The sequence below is a fragment of the Microbacterium californiense genome (assembly GCF_047246625.1).
Taxonomy (GTDB): Bacteria; Actinomycetota; Actinomycetes; order Actinomycetales; family Microbacteriaceae; genus Microbacterium.
Window position 1 is genome coordinate 1,980,814 of the sequence record NZ_JBFOKQ010000001.1, and the last position, 15,445, is coordinate 1,996,258.

Consider the following 15,445-nt stretch of genomic DNA (forward strand, 5'->3'; position numbering starts at 1 on the left):
GGCGATGATCGGGTGCCGGGCGTCTTTGACATTCCTCGGCAGCTGTCATTACATTAGCCGAAACTCGACCTGTAACGACAGGTTATCCCCAAGGAGTCCCGATGACCGCGATCGCCCCCCGCCTCTACGTCGACAGTGCGGACGTCGACCGGGTCTCGCGGCTCCTCGCCGCCGGCGTCGTGCACGGCGTGACGACCAATCCCACGATCCTCGAGCGCGGAGGACGCACCGCCGCCGAGATCGCCGACCTCTACGCCCGCTGGGAGTCCGAGGGAGCCGGAGAGATCTTCTTCCAGACCTGGGGCGGCGACGTCTCGGCCTTCCTGCGCAACGCCGAGATGATCCGCGCGCTGGGGGACAAGGTGGCCGTGAAGGTCCCCGCCACGGCCGACGGCTTCGCCGCGGCATCCGCCCTCGTGCGCGACGGCGCCACGGTGCTGGTCACCGCCGTGTACTCCGTGGCGCAGGCGCTCGCGTGCGCCAGCATCGGCGCCCAGTACATCGCTCCCTACCTCGGCCGCATGCGGGATGCCGGCATCGACGGCGACGCGGTCATCGCCCGCATGCAGCAGGTCTGCGACGGCAGCGGCACGAACGTGCTCGCGGCATCGCTGCGCTCGGCGGACGACATCGTCGGCCTGCGCCTCGCCGGGATCCCCTACTTCACGGCCGCGCCCGACGTGATCGAGCAGACGCTGTTCCACGAGGTCAGCGACAGCTCCGCGGCGGAGTTCGACGCCGCGATGGGACGCCTCGGCGCCTGAGCTCTCGGTCGTCCGTGCGTGAGGGTCGAGACACGCCGTATCGCGGCCGATGAGGCGGCGGTTTCTGACCCCCCGGCGGTGAGAGCGCGAGCGGGGGAGAGGATGCCGTCAGGCCGAGGCCGCCTGGCGGAGCCAGCGCTCCACGCCCGCGATGTGCGCCGTCGCGAGCGAGGTCGCCAGGGCGGGATCGTGCTGGGCGATGGCGTCGGCGATCGCCCGGTGCTCCGACAGCGTGCGCTCGACCGCGTTCGCCTCGGTGAGACCGCGCCACACGCGGGCGCGCACCGTCTGGCTGCTCAGGTGCTCGATCAGGCTGGCGAGGTAGGCGTTGCCGGCCATGCCGACGATCTCGCGGTGGAACCGGATGTCGTGGTCGACGAGCTCCTCGATCGTGACCGAGGCGTCCACCCGCTCGACCTCCTCCACGAGTGCCGCGATCTCGGCATCCGCCCCGAGGGTCGCCGCCAGGCCGGTCGCCTGCGACTCCAGCATCCGCCGCACCGCGAAGATCTCGAGCATCGAGTCGTCGTCGTGCATGTCGACGACGAAGGAGATCGCCTCGAGAAGCAGGTGCGGCTCCAGGCTCGTGACGTAGGTGCCGTCGCCGCGGCGCACATCGAGCACGCGGATCACCTCGAGCGCCTTGACGGCTTCGCGCATCGAGTTGCGCGAGAGGCCGAGCCGCTCGGACAGCTCCTTCTCGGGAGGCAGCCGGTCGCCGGGAGACAGCTCCCCCGACACGATCATCGCCTTGATCTTCTCGATCGCCTCATCGGTCACAGCCATGGCCGTCATCCTAGCCAGTGATCCGATGTCTGAGGCAGGATGGGGGTCATGCGAGTCCTCGATTCTCATCTGCACCTGTGGGACGACGCGGTCCTGACCTACACCTGGCTGGAGGGGCCGCTGGCGTACCGTTTCGCCGACACCGAGCTGGAGCACGCCCGCATCCCGGACGCATCCGTCGAGGAGTGCGTGTTCGTGCAGGCCGAGACCGTGGACGACGACTTCCTCGGTGAGGTGCAGTGGGTCGAGGGCATGGCCGATCGTCTCGGGGTGGTCGGGATCGTCGCCGGCGCGCGCCTCGACCGCGGCGTCGACACGACGACCCACCTGGAAGAGCTCGCCGCGCACCCGCTCGTCGTCGGCGTGCGCCACAACCTCCAGGGCGAGCCCGACGGCACGGCCGTGTCGACGGCGTTCGTGATGGGCGCGCGCGAGGTGGCGCAACGAGGCTGGGCGTTCGACGCGTGCGTCCGGGCGTCGCAGCTCACCGACGTCGCCCGCCTGGCCGGCGCGATCCCCGAGCTGCAGATCGTGCTCGACCACCTCGCCAAGCCCGAGGTGGGGACGGCGGATGCGCCGCTCACGCCGTCCGCCGAATGGCTGCGCGATCTCGGCGAGTTCGCCCGGCATCCGAACACCTACGGCAAGCTCTCGGGACTGCCCGGCGAGGCGCGCGGTCGCTGGAGCGCGGAGCAGCTCGTGCCGTTCCTGGACGCCGCGGCGGATGCCTTCGGCGAGGAGCGGCTGATGTGGGGGAGCGACTGGCCGGTGTCGGTGATCGGCCCGGCCGAGGAGGGCGACCCGCACGCCCCCGCCGACGGGTCGGACACCTACCAGCCGACGGCGCGGACCCGATGGGCGGATGCCGTCGCCACCTGGGCCGCCGACCGCGGCCACGACGTCGACGCGATCATGTGGGGCAACGCCCGCGCCTTCTATCGACTCGACGAGCCGCGAGTGGTGGCTTCGGAGGAGGCGCCGCGGCGACGCGGGGTGTTCCGGAGGCTGTTCCGGGGCTGAGGCGGGGTCGCGGGCGCGGTCGTGCGGACGGCTGTTCTGATGGCGGGTGGGCGGTTCCGGTCGCGCGAACGACGGCGGTTGGCGGTTCCCGTCGCGTGAACGGCTGTTCTGAAGGCTGAGAGCAGCCGTTCGTGCGACGGGAGCGGATGCTGGCGCTGGCGCCTTCCGGAGTTATCCACAGGCGGACATCAGCGGCGAGCGGCGGTGTTGCCGCGGATGCCATACTCCCCGGGCCGTGTGGTGACCCGGAGGAGGGGCCGTGAACTGGAGTGTGGACGTCGAAGGTGTGCGCAGGCTCGTCACAGGGATCGATATGGTCGGCCCCGACTTCGAGACAGCGCACCAGGCGGTGACCACCGCCGCGGAATCTGGTTCGGGCTTATCGGTCGACGGGCGCAAGGCGTTGTCCGCAGCCTGGGATTCCTTCCTGCAGGAGCGGTCGCTGGTGCCGGGCAAGATCATGCATGCGGTGGCGTCAGCCGCAGGAGCGCTGAACGAAGCCACCGCAGCGGTCACCGCGGGAGACGCCGAGATGACGGCCGACGTGGAATCTGCGCAGCGCACCGCCGAGGGATGGGGCATTCCGTCGTCCGCGGCGTACGACCCCTCGGGATGGAGCTACTGATGACGTTCTCCGAGGAATCCGTTGCGCAGGTCGTCACGGCGGAGACCGTCGATGCGCTCGAAACGATGCTCTCCAGTGCGCAGTCCACGCTGAGTTCGGCGATGTCCACGGCGGAACAGCATTGGCTGAGGGTGCCGGAGGTGTTCCAGGTCTACGGCGCCGAGGGCGCTCAGTACATGCTGGACGCGTCGATTCGGGCAGCGGGCGAGTGGGGTGAAGCGTTGGCTGCCGCGCGGACGACCCTCTCAGAAGCATCCATGAACTCCCTTCCGGAGCTGGAGAGGCGCCGCACGGAACTGATCGCGCGGGTCGTGGAGGTCGATCGACAGGTTCTCGATGCGGCTGACGCCGTTCACCGGGCGCAGGCGTCCTACTGGGCCGCTTACGAGAGGGATCCCGAGTCGGTCTCGTCGACGGCGGCTCACAGAGGAAAGCAGAGGCGGACCAGGCTCAGGAACTCGCGACTGACGCCGAAGTGCTGCTGGCTGCGGATCTCGCAGCTTTCCGCCGCGACGTAGAGGAAGCCGAGGATGTGATCGCGATGAGCCTGAACCGCATCAGCGGCGGCGATGTGGTCCGCGGCGCCTGGGGCACCGAGGTTCGTGTCGGTCAGACGTTCTGGGGGTTCGCGGAACAGGCGTATCCGGGCGGTCCGCGAACCAGCACCTTTCTCGCGGGAGACCTCGAGCAAGAACTGTCCGAAGCAATAGCCTCGCGTGTCAACAGGCTGAGTGTGATCGATCGAAGTGCCGCGCAGGACTGGGTCGATGCGCACCCGGAGTTCGCCACCATGATCGGACTGATCGATCCTCAGACGGCGACGAAGATGTATGCGGGGATGGCGGCAGAGTCCACGCGGGCGGTGGTCGACGGTGAGGAGGAGGCCTGGGGGACCGGCCCTCTGGCGCAGCTCTTCGCCGTGGCGCCCTTCGCGATCGGCACCCTGAACGGAGCACCCGCGACGGCGCGCGACGAATTCAACCGCGAGACACTGCGGCGTGTGCTCGCAGATTCGACCAGCACGGAGGAACAGCGCACGGCCGCGGAGCAGACCCAGAAGGGTTTGGAGCGAGCCCAAGAGAGCTCGCCTGACGGGACGGTCGTGCAGCTCGTCGCGCTCGAGCTACCGGACGACGGCGGTGAGCGCGACATGCGCGCCGCGATCTCGGTGGGTGACCTCGATACTGCTCGGCACGTGGGCGTGATGATCCCCGGGATGGATAGCAGTGTCGCCGTGTCGATGGATGGTCTCGTCGGCAATGCGGTCAACATGCAGGACGCGCATGTTCGCATCGGCAATGCGGAGGCGACGGCGACGGTGGTCTGGATGGGCTTCGAATCGCCAGGAGCGGACCCCCTCTCGCAGGAGTTCTTCGCGGAGGAGCACCTCGCCAAGAAGGGGGCGCCGTTGCTGGTGCGCTTCTTGAACGGCGTGGACGTCGCGAATCCGGCAGCGGAGACGACGGTGCATGCGCATTCCTATACGACTCGACTCGCGACGTACGCGCTGGGGTCCAGCCAGTTCGGCGGTGCCGAGGTCGATCATCTGGTCATGTACGGGTCACCCGGCATCGCGGAGTCGGTGCGGACGGTGGACGATCTCGTCGGAGTGCCGCCCGATGAGGTGTACTCCACGAAATCGGTCGGTGACCAATTGGAAATTCCTCTTGACGACGTGTCCGGGGTTCCCGGATATGTCGACGATATGTCGAGCACAGGGGACGAAGGACAGGCCGGGTTGGCGGAGGTAGGGGAGCAATGGTCAGACGTCAGGGGTGAGGACAACGTGGACCCGAACGACGCTTCGTTCTGGGCCGGCCGCGAGCCGAATGTGTTCGAGTCGGACGGCGTCCTGGGTCACTCGGCAGATAGGACCAAGGGTTCCGACGGGTACTGGAGTCGAGGTTCGGACTCGATAAAGGACGGTGCGCGAATCACGGCCGGACGAGGGAATGAGGTCAGGTGAATCCGACCGGGAGAATCCGTCGGGCTGTGGGTGCGGCAGTGGTGCTTGGTGCCCTGCTCGGATCGGCGAGTTGCGGGATCGCGGAGGAAAACGAGCTGAACAGCGAAGAGGCGCGTGAACAGTTGATGACGGCGGTGGAAGCGGTTCAAGGTGCGACCGGAGAGGAGTGGGTTGTCACCGTCGAAGCGGGCATCCTCGGATGCTCCCGGACCCACGGCCAGTGGACCACGAGCTGGAGCGGAGCGCCGACAGCGGATCGGGATGCCGCGTACGAGTCTGTTCGCGAAGCGCTTGAGCGGGCCGGATTCACGACGTACGTGAACGGTGAGGACACGACGACACCGGTGCTGTCCGCCCAGACAACTGGCGGATTCGGTGTGGATTTCTCTCAGCCCGTCGAGGGTGGACCGGTGGGGTTCAACGCGAGCAGTGATTGCTTCCGTGAAGAGGAATGACGGTGCGAGGACGCAGCGGGTGCGCTGAGAGGGTGGGATGAGATCAGGTAAGAAGACCGGGCTTCTTGGGGCCGCGCTCGTGGGTGCGGCTCTCGCTCTCACCAGTTGCGGGTTGTGGAGAGGGGAGGGGGTGAATACCGACGAGGCGCGCGAGCAGCTGGAGAAGGCGGTGGAGGCAGTCCGGTCGGCGACGGGCGAAGACTGGGAAACGGTCGTTGATCCCGGTGTGCTCGGGTGTTCCAAGACTCATGGTCGATGGGCGACGACGTGGGAGGGGACGCCGACCGCAAGTCGTGATGTGGCTTTCCGAGACGTGGAAGCCGCTCTGCGTGCAGAAGGCTTCGTCACTTCGGTCAATGGTCCAAAGACCACTAGCCCTGTGCTTCTTGCGCACACGGGCGACGGGTTTGATTTGGCGTTCTCGCAGCCGGTGGAGGGTGGTCCGATCGGTTTGAACGTGGGCAGTGAATGCTTTCCCGAGGGGGAGAGGTGACGACGGAGATGCGATGTCAAGGGCGGCGGCGTCGTGTGCTCGGGCTGCTGGTCCTCGGGTTCTCTCTCGTGATGACGGGATGCAGCGCCGAGCGCGGAAACGGGATGGACTCGAACAAGGCGCGCGAGCAGCTGGAGGTTGCGCTGGAGGCGGTGCATTCGGCGACCGGCACGGATTGGGAGCCGGTGACCGAGGGCGGGCCGATGGATTGTTCGCCGAGTCTCGAGCAGTTGGCAGCGTCGTGGGAGGGTACGGCGACGGTCGATCGGGACGTGGTGTACACGGCGGTGCGTGAAGCCTTGGAAGAGGTGGGATTCTCGACGTAGATGCTTGCAGAGCATTCGAGCACTCCGTACGTGGGGGCACGGACCGGAGACGGATTCGGCCTCACATTCGCGTATCCGATCGAGGGCGGGCCGTTGTATCTGCATGTCGCCAGCGATTGCTTCCCCCTTGAGGAGTGGCCGGATGAGGGCTGAACGGAGCGCGAGTCCGGGGGTAGCGCCTCATAGCGGAGCGGATGAGGTCGAGTGAGTCGATCCGTGACCTCCAGGCCGCTTGTCCGCTCGATGATGATCGTCATGGCGATCGTTGCATTGCTCGGCTTCGCGGGGTGTCGCCCTCAGGCAACCGACGGCCTGCGCGCCGACGAAGCGCGCGAGCAGCTAGATGAAGTCGTGGAGGCCGTGCAGACCACTACCGGGAAGAACTGGGAGGTCGACGTCGAACCAGGAGTGATTGGTTGCTCCGCTACGCATGGTCAGTGGCATACGGCATGAGACGCGACGGCGACTGCGGATCGTGACGCCTCGTATCGACTTGTGCAGGACTTGCTGGATGAGGCGGGATTCACGACGCAGATCCATGCCCCGCGTTCGCAGAGCCCAGCAGTTCTCGCTCGAACCGGTGACGGATTCGGATTGGCGTTCTCCATCCCGGTCGAGGGCGGTCCGATCAGGTTCAGCGTCAACAGCGACTGCTTCCGCGAGGAACCGAACTGAGCGTCCGCAAGCAGCGGGAAGGCCTCCGGCTGTCGCATTCACAGGCGCCTGGCCGACAAGGGCGGGACCTTCGACGGGTGAGGATTCAGAGCCAACAGCGGTTGCCTCCTCTAAGAAGAATGACGGTGGGAAGTGATGCGGTGAGTTCGACCGAAGGAATGAAGCGCGTTCCGCTCCTCGTACGCGCTGTGTGGTGGCCGGCGGCAATCGCGGCTCTGGCTCTAGTGCTCGGAATTTCCGGGTGCGGTCACGACGAGGGGGCAGCGATGGACTCGCACAAGGCGCGGGAGCAGCTGGAGGTGGCGGTGGAGGCGGTGCAGTCGGCGACGGGTGCGGATTGGGTGCCGGTGACCGAGGGTGGGCCGATCGGCTGTTCGCCCGGGCTGGAGCAGTTGGCAGCGTCGTGGGAGGGCACGGCGACGGTTGATAGGGATGCGGCGTACACGGCGGTTCGGGAAGCCCTGGAGGACGTGGGATTCTCGACTCGCATCCTCGGTCCTGACTCCACGACGCCGACCGTTGCGTCCCAGACTGGTGATGGATTCGGATTGGATTTCGCGTATCCGATCGAGGGCGGGCCGCTGTATTTACATGTCGGCAGCGATTGCTTCCCCCTCGAGGAGTGGCCGGATGAGGACGGCTGAGTGCGGCGCAAGTCCGGAACCGCCCCCCCCGAACGAAGGAGATCTCGCGATCTGAAGGAGCCGATGACTCGGATGCTCCTTCGAAACGCGAGATCTCCTTCGTTTCGAGTGCCGGAAGCGCCGGGTGCGCCGCGAGCGCGCGCCTACTCGGCGCGCAGCCGCAGCTGCGCCATCCCGCCGTCGACCTCGATGAACGTCCCGGTGGTCGAACCGGAGGCGGGCGACACGAGGTAGGCCACCGCGCCCGCCACCTCGGCGGGGCTCACGAGGCGGCCGTGAGGCTGGCGGGCAGCCAGCGCGGCGCGCTCGGCGGCGGGGTCGGATGCCGAGTCGAGCAGTCGCCCGACCCACGGGGTGTCGGCGGTGCCCGGGTTGACGGCGTTGACGCGGATGCCTTCACGCAGGTGATCCGCGGCCATCGCCCGGGTCAGCGCCGAGACAGCGCCCTTCGACGCGCTGTACAGGGCGCGCTGCGGGAGACCGGTGGTCGAGGCGATGGATGCCGTGTTGCAGATCGCCGCCGACGGCGACTTCCGCAGCCAAGGGAGTGCCGCCGAGCTCACGCGGGCGATGCCGGTGACATTGATCGAGAGGACACGAGCCCACTCGTCGTCGTCGTTCGCGCTGATGTCGCCCTGGGCGCCGATACCGGCGTTGTTGATGACGATGTCGATGCGGCCGAAGCGCTCGCCCACCGCCGCGACCGCCGCGTCGACGCTCGCCCGGTCGGAGACATCCGCCGTGAACGCCGCGAAGCGGGCATCCGCCCCTGACGTGTCGCGGTCGAGCACCGCGATCTGCGCGCCGTCCGTGTGCAGCCGGTCGGCGATCGCCGCGCCGATGCCCGAGGCGCCACCGGTGACGATCGCGACGAGCCCGTGGAGGGGCCCCTCGTCTCGCTGCGCTCGCTCAGGAACCGGGGTTGCGTTGTCGGTCACTTCTGGGCCTCCCATGCCACGAACTCCTGTCGCTGGCGTCCGAGTCCGTCGATCTCGACCTCGACGACGTCGCCGGGGGCGATGTAGGGGTACTTGCCCGAGAGCGCGACGCCCTGCGGGGTGCCGGTGAGGATGAGGTCGCCCGGCTCGAGCGTCACGTACTGCGAGAGGTGGTGCACGATGTGCTCGACCGAGAAGATCATGTCGCTCGTGTTCGAGTCCTGACGCGGCTCGCCGTTGACGAAGCTCCGCAGGCCCAGGGCGTGGTGGTCGACCTCGTCAGGGGTGACGAGCCACGGCCCGGTCGGGTTGAAGCCGAAGGCGATCTTGCCCTTCGACCACTGCCCGCCCGAGACGGCCATCTGGAAGTCGCGTTCCGAGACGTCGTTCGCGAGCACGAAGCCGGCGACGTGCGCCATCGACTCCTCGGGGGAGTCGAGGTAGGCGGCGCGAGTGCCGATCACGATGCCGAGCTCGACCTCCCAGTCGGTCTTGACGCTGCCGCGGGGGATGGTGACCGTGTCGTTCGGACCCACGACCGTGTTCGGGGTCTTGAGGAAGAGGATCGGGATCGTCGGCGGCTCGGAGCCGGACTCCGCCGCGTGCGCCGCGTAGTTCATGCCGATGCAGATGACGGCGCTGGGTCGCGCGACGGGGGCGCCGATGCGCAGCGACTCCGCACCCTCGAGTTCGGGCAGCTCACCGGCATCCCGCGCGGCAGCGACCCGCGCGACGAAATCGCTGGAGAGGAAGTCACCATCCACATCGGATGTCAGGGGGCGGAGGTCGAGGTGACGGTCGCCTTCCACGAGGACGGGGATCTCTGCCCCTGGGGTGCCGAGCCGCGCGAACTTCATGATTCTCCTGATCCGTCGAATGGCCGCTGCGAGGCGACCGCTGTCGTTGACAGTATAGACATCGGATGTTTACACTCCAAGAGATCTGTACGGGTTCTTCGCCCGTGCCCCGGAAGGAACCGAACCGTGAGCCGTATCGTCGCCCTCGACACCACCGACATCCGATTCCCCACCTCGTTGAGCCTCGACGGCTCGGACGCGATGAACCCCGACCCCGACTACTCGGCGGCCTACGTCATCGTGCGGACGGATGCCGAGGACGAGATCGAGGGGCACGCCTTCGTGTTCACGATCGGCCGTGGGAACGACGTGCAGGTCGCGGCGATCGACGCCCTCGCCGGGCACCTCGTCGGCCGCGAGATCGAACCGCTGCTCGACGACATGGGCGGCACGTTCCGCGAGATCATCGGCGACTCCCAGCTGCGCTGGCTCGGCCCCGAGAAGGGCGTCATGCACATGGCGATCGGCGCGGTCGTCAACGCGCTGTGGGACATCAAGGCGAAGCGCGCGGGCCTGCCGCTGTGGCAGCTGCTCGCCCGCATGACTCCGGAAGAGCTGGTCGACCTCGTCGACTTCCGCTACCTCACGAACGCCCTCACGCGCGAGGAGGCGCTCGAGATCCTCCGCGCGGCCGAGCCCGGACGCCTCGAGCGCGAGCGCGAACTGCTCGCGACCGGGTACCCCGGATACACCACCAGCCCCGGCTGGCTCGGCTACTCCGACGAGAAGCTGGAGCGGCTCGCCCGGGAGGCCATGGCCGACGGCTTCACGCAGATCAAGCTCAAGGTGGGTGCCGACCTCGACGACGACATCCGCCGCTTCCGCAAGGCGCGCGAGGTGTGCGGCCCGGACTTCCCCATCGCGATCGACGCGAACCAGCGCTGGGAGGTCTCCGAGGCGATCGAGTGGGTGAACGCGCTCGCCGAGTTCGACCCCGCCTGGATCGAGGAGCCCACCAGCCCCGATGACATCCTCGGCCATGCCGAGATCGCCCGGGGCGTCGCCCCCATCCGCGTGGCCACCGGCGAGCACGCGCAGAACCGCATGATCTTCAAGCAGCTGCTGCAGGCCGACGCGATCTCCGTGATGCAGATCGATGCTGTGCGCGTCGCCGGGGTCAACGAGAACATCGCGAACCTGCTGCTCGCCGCGAAGTTCGGCGTGCCGGTCTGCCCGCACGCGGGCGGCGTCGGCCTGTGCGAGGCCGTGCAGCACCTGTCGATGTTCGACTTCGTCGCCGTCACCGGCACCCGCGAGGGCCGCATGATCGAGTTCGTCGACCACCTGCACGAGCACTTCATCGTGCCGACCGACATCCAGGGCGGGTCGTACATGGCCCCGACCGCGCCGGGCTCCGGCATGGAGATGAAGGCCGACAGCATCCGCACCTACACGTGGACGGGCGAGCATGTCGTCGCCTGAGCCCACGCACGCGCTCCCCGGCATCCCCTCCCTCGGATACGGAGCCGCGAACGTCGGCAACCTGTTCCGCGAGCTGAGCGACGACGACGCCTGGGCCGTGCTGGATGCCGCGTGGGAGAGCGGCATCCGCTACTACGACACCGCCCCGCACTACGGCCTCGGCCTGTCGGAGCGCCGCCTCGGCGCCTTCCTGCAGACGAAGCCGCGCGACGAGTTCGTGCTCTCGACCAAGGCCGGGCGACTGCTCCGCCCGAACCCCGAGCACGCCGGCGGTCTCGACACCGCGAACGACTTCCACGTGCCCGACGACCTGCGACGCGAGTGGGACTTCTCGGCCGACGGCATCCGCACCAGCCTCGACGAGTCGCGCGAGCGGCTCGGCATCGAGCGCATCGACCTGCTGTACCTGCACGACCCGGAGCGGCACGACCTCGACCTCGCGCTCGCCGAGGCGCTGCCGGCGATGGAGCAGCTGCGCGCTGACGGCGAGGTGACCGCGATCGGCATCGGCTCGATGGTGTCGGATGCTCTCGCCGCGGCCGTGCGGTCGGCCGACCTCGATCTCGTGATGGTCGCCGGGCGGTACACGCTGCTCGAGCAGCCCGCCGCGGCCGAGGTCCTCCCGGCGTGCCGCGAGCACGGCACCGGGATCGTCGCGGCATCCGTCTTCAACTCCGGTCTGCTCGCCGCGAGCGAGCCGCGGCGCGACGGCCGCTACGAGTACGGCCAGCTCCCCGACGAGCTGTGGGACCGCCTCGTGCGCATCGCCGCGGTGTGCGCCGACCACGATGTGCCCCTGCCCGCCGCCGCGATCCAGTTCCCGCTGCAGGCGGCGGAGGTGCGGTCGGTGGTCGTGGGCGGCAGTCGTCCCGCGCAGCTGCGGCAGAATGCGGAGTACGCCGCGCTCGGCATCCCTGCGGCCCTCTGGGAGAACCTGGCGGCGGAGGGGCTCATCCCCGCCGCGTGAACCCGGGGCCGTGTGGACCCGAGTCACGCGGCCCCGCACCACGCCGAACCGATCGAAGGGAGCATCCGTGCTCGAAGGCATCCACCCCCTGCTCACCGGCGAGCTCCTGCTGCACCTCGACCGGATGGGGCACTCCGACGCGGTCGTCGTCGCCGATGCGCACTTCCCAGCCTGGGCGCTGGGAGACCGCGTGATCGATCTCCCCGGCACGACGACCCCCGAGATCGTCGCGGCGATCCGCACGGTGCTGCCCCTGGACGACGCTCCCGGGATCGACCTCATGACCTCCGCCGACGGCGAGGTGCTCGACGTGCAGCACGCGCTCATGGCGGCAGCCGGCACCACGGTCGAGACGACGCGCTTCGTCGAGCGCTTCGCCTATTACGAGGTCGCCAAGTCCGCGTACCTGATGGTGCGCACGGGCGAGACGCGCAAGTACGGCAACGCGCTGCTCCGCAAGGGCGTCGTGGGGCACGCCTCGGCCTGAGGACACGCGTCGGGCCTGCGTCGGGATCACCCCGGCGTAGGCCCGACTCGCGCTCAGACCCGCTTGGTGGCGGCGACGGACGCGGCCTTGAGGTCGATGTACGCGTCGCCGACGCGCACGACGGGCTCCCGCTCGAGCTGGTTGCGCACGCCGCTCTGCGGATCGTTCGGCTTCTTGGGCACCAGCCGGGTCACCATCCCGACCATGATGCGGTCCTGGGGGGAGTGCACGACGTCGAACGACCACGCCCCGCCGGTCGGCGGCTCGCGGTGGATGCGGGTGAGCAGGTCGATGAGCGCGGGGTCGTCGGCCGACGTCGTGCGCTCAAGGGCCGCCCAGGCCTCGGCGGGGTCGACGTGCGAGAACGGGCTCGACACCGCCGTGCTCATCTTGCCGCCGCCCGGTGTGCGCCAACGACGCGACCACCAGATGAGCCCGATGACGCCCAGGGCGGTGATGAGGATGGGAGCGACGATCATGCCGAGCCCGCCCCGCACGCCGACGCTCTCGCGGCCGCCGCGGATGAAGGCCTCCGGATTGACGATCGCGAGGATGCCGATGCCGATGCCGATCAGGATCACGACGATCCAGATCCCCGTGCGGATCGGCGAACGCTCCGGCCGGAACAGGTCGGGGCGGGTCTTCAGGTACTTCCCGAATCCCATCCCCACGTCGTCGATGAGTACGTCAGTCATGCGGCAACCCCCTGTGGTGCGTGTGTCGGTACGGGCGTTCTGTCGCCCGTTCACTCGCTCGAAGATAGCGCGGGGCGCGGCATCGCCGAAGGGGGAGAACTGCCCATCCGGTCAGGCGGGGTCAGCGTCCGGCGGTCGATTCGCGCACGACGAGCTCGGCGGCGAACGGCGTCATGGCGGGCGGCGGTGCGCCGGGGTCGGCGAGCTGCTGCAGCAGGACGGCGCCCGCGGCGCGGCCGATCTCATAGCCGGGCTGGCGGATGCTGGTGAGGGGCACGACGCTCTGGTGGGCCTGGGCGACGTCGTCGAAGCCCACGAGCGCGATGTCGTCGGGCACGCGGATGCCGTGCCGCAGCAGCTGCGTGAGCACCCCGAGCGCCACCATGTCGTTGGCCGCGAAGATCGCATCCGGGCGCTCGTTTGGGGGCAGGGCGACGATGTCTGCCCCGGCGGTCAGGCCCTCCTCGGTCGTCAGGGCGGCGACGGTGACGACGTCGACGACGGCATCCGTCCCGTCCGCCGCCTGACGCAGACCCGCGAGCCGGTCGTTCGACTGACTGACCGTGTCGCTGCCCAGGAACAGCACCCGACGGCGCCCGAGCGACAGGAGGTGCTCGCCGGCGAGCCGGCCGCCCCCGACGTCGTCGAAGAGGACGGAGGCGACCTTGTGCGAGTCCCGGATCGGGCCGACGACGACCGAGCGGATGCCGCGGTCGGCCAGCTGCTCGAGACGCGGCACGACGTCGCCGAGCGGGTAGATGATGAGGCCCTGCACGCGGTGCGCCTCGAACATGTCGAGGTTGCGGCGCTCCTGCGCGTCGTCGCGGTTGCTGTTGCTGAAGAAGAGCGACCAGCCGCCCTCGCGCGCCACGTCTTCGACGCCGCGGGACAGCTCGTGGAAGTACGGCAGCCAGGCGTCGAGCAGGATGAGCGCGAGCGTCTTGCTCGACCCGGCGCGCAGCTGGCGGGCCGACTCGTTGGGCACGTAGCCGAGCTGCTCGATGGCCGCGCGCACGCGTTCCCGGCTGGCTTCGCGCAGCACGTGCGGGTGGTTCAGGTAGTTCGACACCGTCGACGACGAGACTCCGGCCAGGGCGGCGACGTCTTTGACGCTCGCGGGCATGGATCCTCCGTGTCGTGCCCGGCGCGGGAGGCCGGGAGGTGGAAACAGCGTAGCCGAGGTCATTGGCACGTTACAAGAATCGTCTTGACAGGCCGTAGACCGTCGGCATAGCGTGGCCAACATATCAGTTGGCACGTGCCAATTTGATCGAGGCGACGGTGCCGCACACCCGCCTCGCGAGGGGCGACATGAACATCGGCTGTCACGGGCTCGTCTGGACGGGGAACTTCGATGCCGACGGCATCCGCCTCTCCGTGGAGAAGACCAAGGAGGCCGGCTTCGACCTGATCGAGTTCCCCCTCATGGACCCGTTCGCGTTCGACGTCGCGGTCGCCAAGGAGGCGCTCGACGAGCACGGGCTGGCCGTGAGCGCCTCTCTCGGACTCTCCGAGGCCACCGACGTCACGAGCGCGGACCCCGAGATCGTCGCCGCGGGCGAGGCGCTGCTGCTCCGCGCCGTCGACGTGCTGGCCGAGCTCGGCGGCACCCACTTCTGCGGTGTGATCTACAGCGCCATGAAGAAGTACATGGAGCCGGTCACGCCCGAGGGTCTCGAGTCCAGCCGCCGTACGATCGCGAAGGTCGCCGACCACGCGGCGGAACGCGGCGTCTCGGTGGCACTGGAGGTCGTGAACCGGTACGAGACGAACGTGCTGAACACCGCGCGGCAGGCGCTCGCGTACATCGGCGAGATCGACCGCCCCAACCTCGGCGTGCACCTCGACACGTACCACATGAACATCGAGGAGTCGGACATGTTCGCGCCGGTCCTGGATGCGGCGCCGCACCTGGAGTACGTGCACATCGGCGAGAGCCACCGCGGCTACCTCGGCACCGGCTCGGTCGACTTCGATACGTTCTTCAAGGCGCTCGGGCGGATCGGCTACGACGGCCCCATCGTGTTCGAGTCGTTCTCCTCGGCGGTCGTCGCGCCCGACCTGAGCCGGATGCTGGGGATCTGGCGCAACCTGTGGACCGACAACGTCGAGCTCGGCGCGCACGCGAACGCCTACATCCGCGACAAGCTCGTTGCGGTCGACAGCATCCGCCTGCACTGACGGAGTGCGGAGGGGAAGCTGTGACCAAGATGTTATTACAGGTCTTCCCCTCCGCGCCGTCCTTAGATACATTTAGATACAACTTGCGCGGGCGACCGCGAAAAGACACAATTGATCCGATGTTTCGACCGATCGGGTCGACAG

Annotated in this window: 19 protein-coding genes; 14 read left to right on the plus strand and 5 right to left on the minus strand. The window is 68.5% G+C overall.

Annotation, left to right across the window (positions count from 1 at the left end):
* Positions 1 to 101 precede the first annotated feature (101 nt).
* The gene (locus AB3M82_RS09435) at positions 102 to 764 is read left to right on the plus strand and encodes a transaldolase family protein (RefSeq protein ID WP_412957339.1); all 663 of its coding nucleotides are present in this window, start codon (positions 102 to 104) and stop codon (positions 762 to 764) included.
* Positions 765 to 872: 108 nt separating this feature from the next.
* On the opposite strand, the gene AB3M82_RS09440 is transcribed toward AB3M82_RS09435, so the two are convergent.
* Positions 873 to 1,550: a FadR/GntR family transcriptional regulator gene (locus AB3M82_RS09440; RefSeq protein ID WP_412957341.1), complete on the minus strand. Its 678-nt coding sequence runs from the start codon at positions 1,548 to 1,550 to the stop codon at positions 873 to 875.
* Positions 1,551 to 1,598: 48 nt separating this feature from the next.
* Here AB3M82_RS09440 and AB3M82_RS09445 point away from each other — a divergent pair, with 48 nt between their 5' ends.
* From AB3M82_RS09445 to AB3M82_RS09485, 9 genes are all read left to right on the plus strand, one after another.
* Entirely contained in the window at positions 1,599 to 2,570 is a 972-nt protein-coding gene (locus AB3M82_RS09445) for an amidohydrolase family protein (protein WP_412957343.1), read from the plus strand.
* 259 nt (positions 2,571 to 2,829) lie between these two features.
* On the plus strand, positions 2,830 to 3,195 hold the full coding sequence (locus AB3M82_RS09450; RefSeq protein WP_412957345.1) for a DUF6507 family protein: 366 nt from the start codon (positions 2,830 to 2,832) through the stop codon (positions 3,193 to 3,195).
* On the plus strand, positions 3,195 to 3,713 hold the full coding sequence (locus AB3M82_RS09455) for a hypothetical protein (RefSeq protein ID WP_412957347.1): 519 nt from the start codon (positions 3,195 to 3,197) through the stop codon (positions 3,711 to 3,713). The genes AB3M82_RS09450 and AB3M82_RS09455 overlap by 1 nt, the downstream gene beginning before the upstream one ends.
* Positions 3,671 to 5,161 carry an alpha/beta hydrolase gene (locus AB3M82_RS09460; protein WP_412957350.1) on the plus strand — a complete coding sequence of 497 codons (1,491 nt, stop codon included), beginning with the start codon at positions 3,671 to 3,673 and terminating at the stop codon, positions 5,159 to 5,161. Before AB3M82_RS09455 ends, AB3M82_RS09460 begins: the two co-directional genes overlap by 43 nt.
* A 26-nt stretch (positions 5,162 to 5,187) precedes the next feature.
* On the plus strand, positions 5,188 to 5,616 hold the full coding sequence (locus AB3M82_RS09465; RefSeq protein WP_412957351.1) for a hypothetical protein: 429 nt from the start codon (positions 5,188 to 5,190) through the stop codon (positions 5,614 to 5,616).
* A gap of 130 nt (positions 5,617 to 5,746) precedes the next feature.
* Positions 5,747 to 6,109 carry a hypothetical protein gene (locus tag AB3M82_RS09470; RefSeq protein WP_412957354.1) on the plus strand — a complete coding sequence of 121 codons (363 nt, stop codon included), beginning with the start codon at positions 5,747 to 5,749 and terminating at the stop codon, positions 6,107 to 6,109.
* 104 nt (positions 6,110 to 6,213) lie between these two features.
* A complete protein-coding gene (locus AB3M82_RS09475; protein ID WP_412957357.1) occupies positions 6,214 to 6,435 on the plus strand; it encodes a hypothetical protein in 222 nt (73 codons plus the stop codon).
* Positions 6,436 to 6,690: 255 nt separating this feature from the next.
* Positions 6,691 to 6,888 carry a hypothetical protein gene (locus AB3M82_RS09480; RefSeq protein WP_412957360.1) on the plus strand — a complete coding sequence of 66 codons (198 nt, stop codon included), beginning with the start codon at positions 6,691 to 6,693 and terminating at the stop codon, positions 6,886 to 6,888.
* Between the two features lie 488 nt (positions 6,889 to 7,376).
* A complete protein-coding gene (locus AB3M82_RS09485; RefSeq protein WP_412957362.1) occupies positions 7,377 to 7,754 on the plus strand; it encodes a hypothetical protein in 378 nt (125 codons plus the stop codon).
* Positions 7,755 to 7,897: 143 nt separating this feature from the next.
* Here the strand turns inward: AB3M82_RS09485 and AB3M82_RS09490 are convergent, their stop codons facing one another.
* Positions 7,898 to 8,692 (minus strand): SDR family NAD(P)-dependent oxidoreductase, encoded by a 795-nt coding sequence (locus AB3M82_RS09490; RefSeq protein ID WP_412957364.1) that lies wholly within the window; start codon positions 8,690 to 8,692, stop codon positions 7,898 to 7,900.
* Complete coding sequence (locus tag AB3M82_RS09495) at positions 8,689 to 9,549, minus strand: fumarylacetoacetate hydrolase family protein (protein ID WP_412957366.1); 861 nt, start codon at positions 9,547 to 9,549, stop codon at positions 8,689 to 8,691. Before AB3M82_RS09495 ends, AB3M82_RS09490 begins: the two co-directional genes overlap by 4 nt.
* 126 nt (positions 9,550 to 9,675) lie before the next feature.
* Between AB3M82_RS09495 and AB3M82_RS09500 the strand changes: the two genes are divergently transcribed.
* The 3 genes from AB3M82_RS09500 to AB3M82_RS09510 all read left to right on the plus strand — a co-directional run bounded on the left by AB3M82_RS09500 (position 9,676) and on the right by AB3M82_RS09510 (position 12,425).
* Positions 9,676 to 10,971, plus strand: coding sequence for an L-fuconate dehydratase (locus AB3M82_RS09500; RefSeq protein ID WP_412957369.1), 1,296 nt, complete (start codon positions 9,676 to 9,678; stop codon positions 10,969 to 10,971).
* A complete protein-coding gene (locus AB3M82_RS09505) occupies positions 10,958 to 11,938 on the plus strand; it encodes an aldo/keto reductase (protein WP_412957371.1) in 981 nt (326 codons plus the stop codon). Before AB3M82_RS09500 ends, AB3M82_RS09505 begins: the two co-directional genes overlap by 14 nt.
* Before the next feature lie 67 nt (positions 11,939 to 12,005).
* Positions 12,006 to 12,425 (plus strand): RbsD/FucU family protein, encoded by a 420-nt coding sequence (locus AB3M82_RS09510; RefSeq protein WP_412957373.1) that lies wholly within the window; start codon positions 12,006 to 12,008, stop codon positions 12,423 to 12,425.
* A 53-nt stretch (positions 12,426 to 12,478) separates the two neighbouring features.
* Here the strand turns inward: AB3M82_RS09510 and AB3M82_RS09515 are convergent, their stop codons facing one another.
* Together AB3M82_RS09515 and AB3M82_RS09520 are read right to left on the minus strand one after the other, a co-directional pair.
* Complete coding sequence (locus tag AB3M82_RS09515) at positions 12,479 to 13,120, minus strand: hypothetical protein (RefSeq protein WP_412957375.1); 642 nt, start codon at positions 13,118 to 13,120, stop codon at positions 12,479 to 12,481.
* A gap of 121 nt (positions 13,121 to 13,241) precedes the next feature.
* Complete coding sequence (locus tag AB3M82_RS09520; protein WP_412957378.1) at positions 13,242 to 14,243, minus strand: LacI family DNA-binding transcriptional regulator; 1,002 nt, start codon at positions 14,241 to 14,243, stop codon at positions 13,242 to 13,244.
* Between the two features lie 188 nt (positions 14,244 to 14,431).
* Between AB3M82_RS09520 and AB3M82_RS09525 the strand changes: the two genes are divergently transcribed.
* Entirely contained in the window at positions 14,432 to 15,301 is an 870-nt protein-coding gene (locus AB3M82_RS09525) for a sugar phosphate isomerase/epimerase family protein (RefSeq protein ID WP_412957380.1), read from the plus strand.
* Positions 15,302 to 15,445: the final 144 nt, after the last annotated feature.

Excerpts from the sequence above, each read along its gene's own strand:
- AB3M82_RS09485 (WP_412957362.1), top strand. The coding sequence starts at position 7,377 with ATGGACTCGCACAAGGCGCGGGAGCAGCTGGAGGTGGCGGTGGAGGCG.
- AB3M82_RS09445 (WP_412957343.1), top strand. The coding sequence starts at position 1,599 with ATGCGAGTCCTCGATTCTCATCTGCACCTGTGGGACGACGCGGTCCTG.
- AB3M82_RS09520 (WP_412957378.1), bottom strand. The coding sequence starts at position 14,243 with ATGCCCGCGAGCGTCAAAGACGTCGCCGCCCTGGCCGGAGTCTCGTCG.
- AB3M82_RS09440 (WP_412957341.1), bottom strand. The coding sequence starts at position 1,550 with ATGGCTGTGACCGATGAGGCGATCGAGAAGATCAAGGCGATGATCGTG.
- AB3M82_RS09475 (WP_412957357.1), top strand. The coding sequence starts at position 6,214 with ATGGACTCGAACAAGGCGCGCGAGCAGCTGGAGGTTGCGCTGGAGGCG.
- AB3M82_RS09515 (WP_412957375.1), bottom strand. The coding sequence starts at position 13,120 with ATGACTGACGTACTCATCGACGACGTGGGGATGGGATTCGGGAAGTAC.
- AB3M82_RS09435 (WP_412957339.1), top strand. The coding sequence starts at position 102 with ATGACCGCGATCGCCCCCCGCCTCTACGTCGACAGTGCGGACGTCGAC.
- AB3M82_RS09455 (WP_412957347.1), top strand. The coding sequence starts at position 3,195 with ATGACGTTCTCCGAGGAATCCGTTGCGCAGGTCGTCACGGCGGAGACC.
- AB3M82_RS09525 (WP_412957380.1), top strand. The coding sequence starts at position 14,432 with ATGAACATCGGCTGTCACGGGCTCGTCTGGACGGGGAACTTCGATGCC.
- AB3M82_RS09480 (WP_412957360.1), top strand. The coding sequence starts at position 6,691 with ATGGCGATCGTTGCATTGCTCGGCTTCGCGGGGTGTCGCCCTCAGGCA.
- AB3M82_RS09505 (WP_412957371.1), top strand. The coding sequence starts at position 10,958 with ATGTCGTCGCCTGAGCCCACGCACGCGCTCCCCGGCATCCCCTCCCTC.
- AB3M82_RS09495 (WP_412957366.1), bottom strand. The coding sequence starts at position 9,549 with ATGAAGTTCGCGCGGCTCGGCACCCCAGGGGCAGAGATCCCCGTCCTC.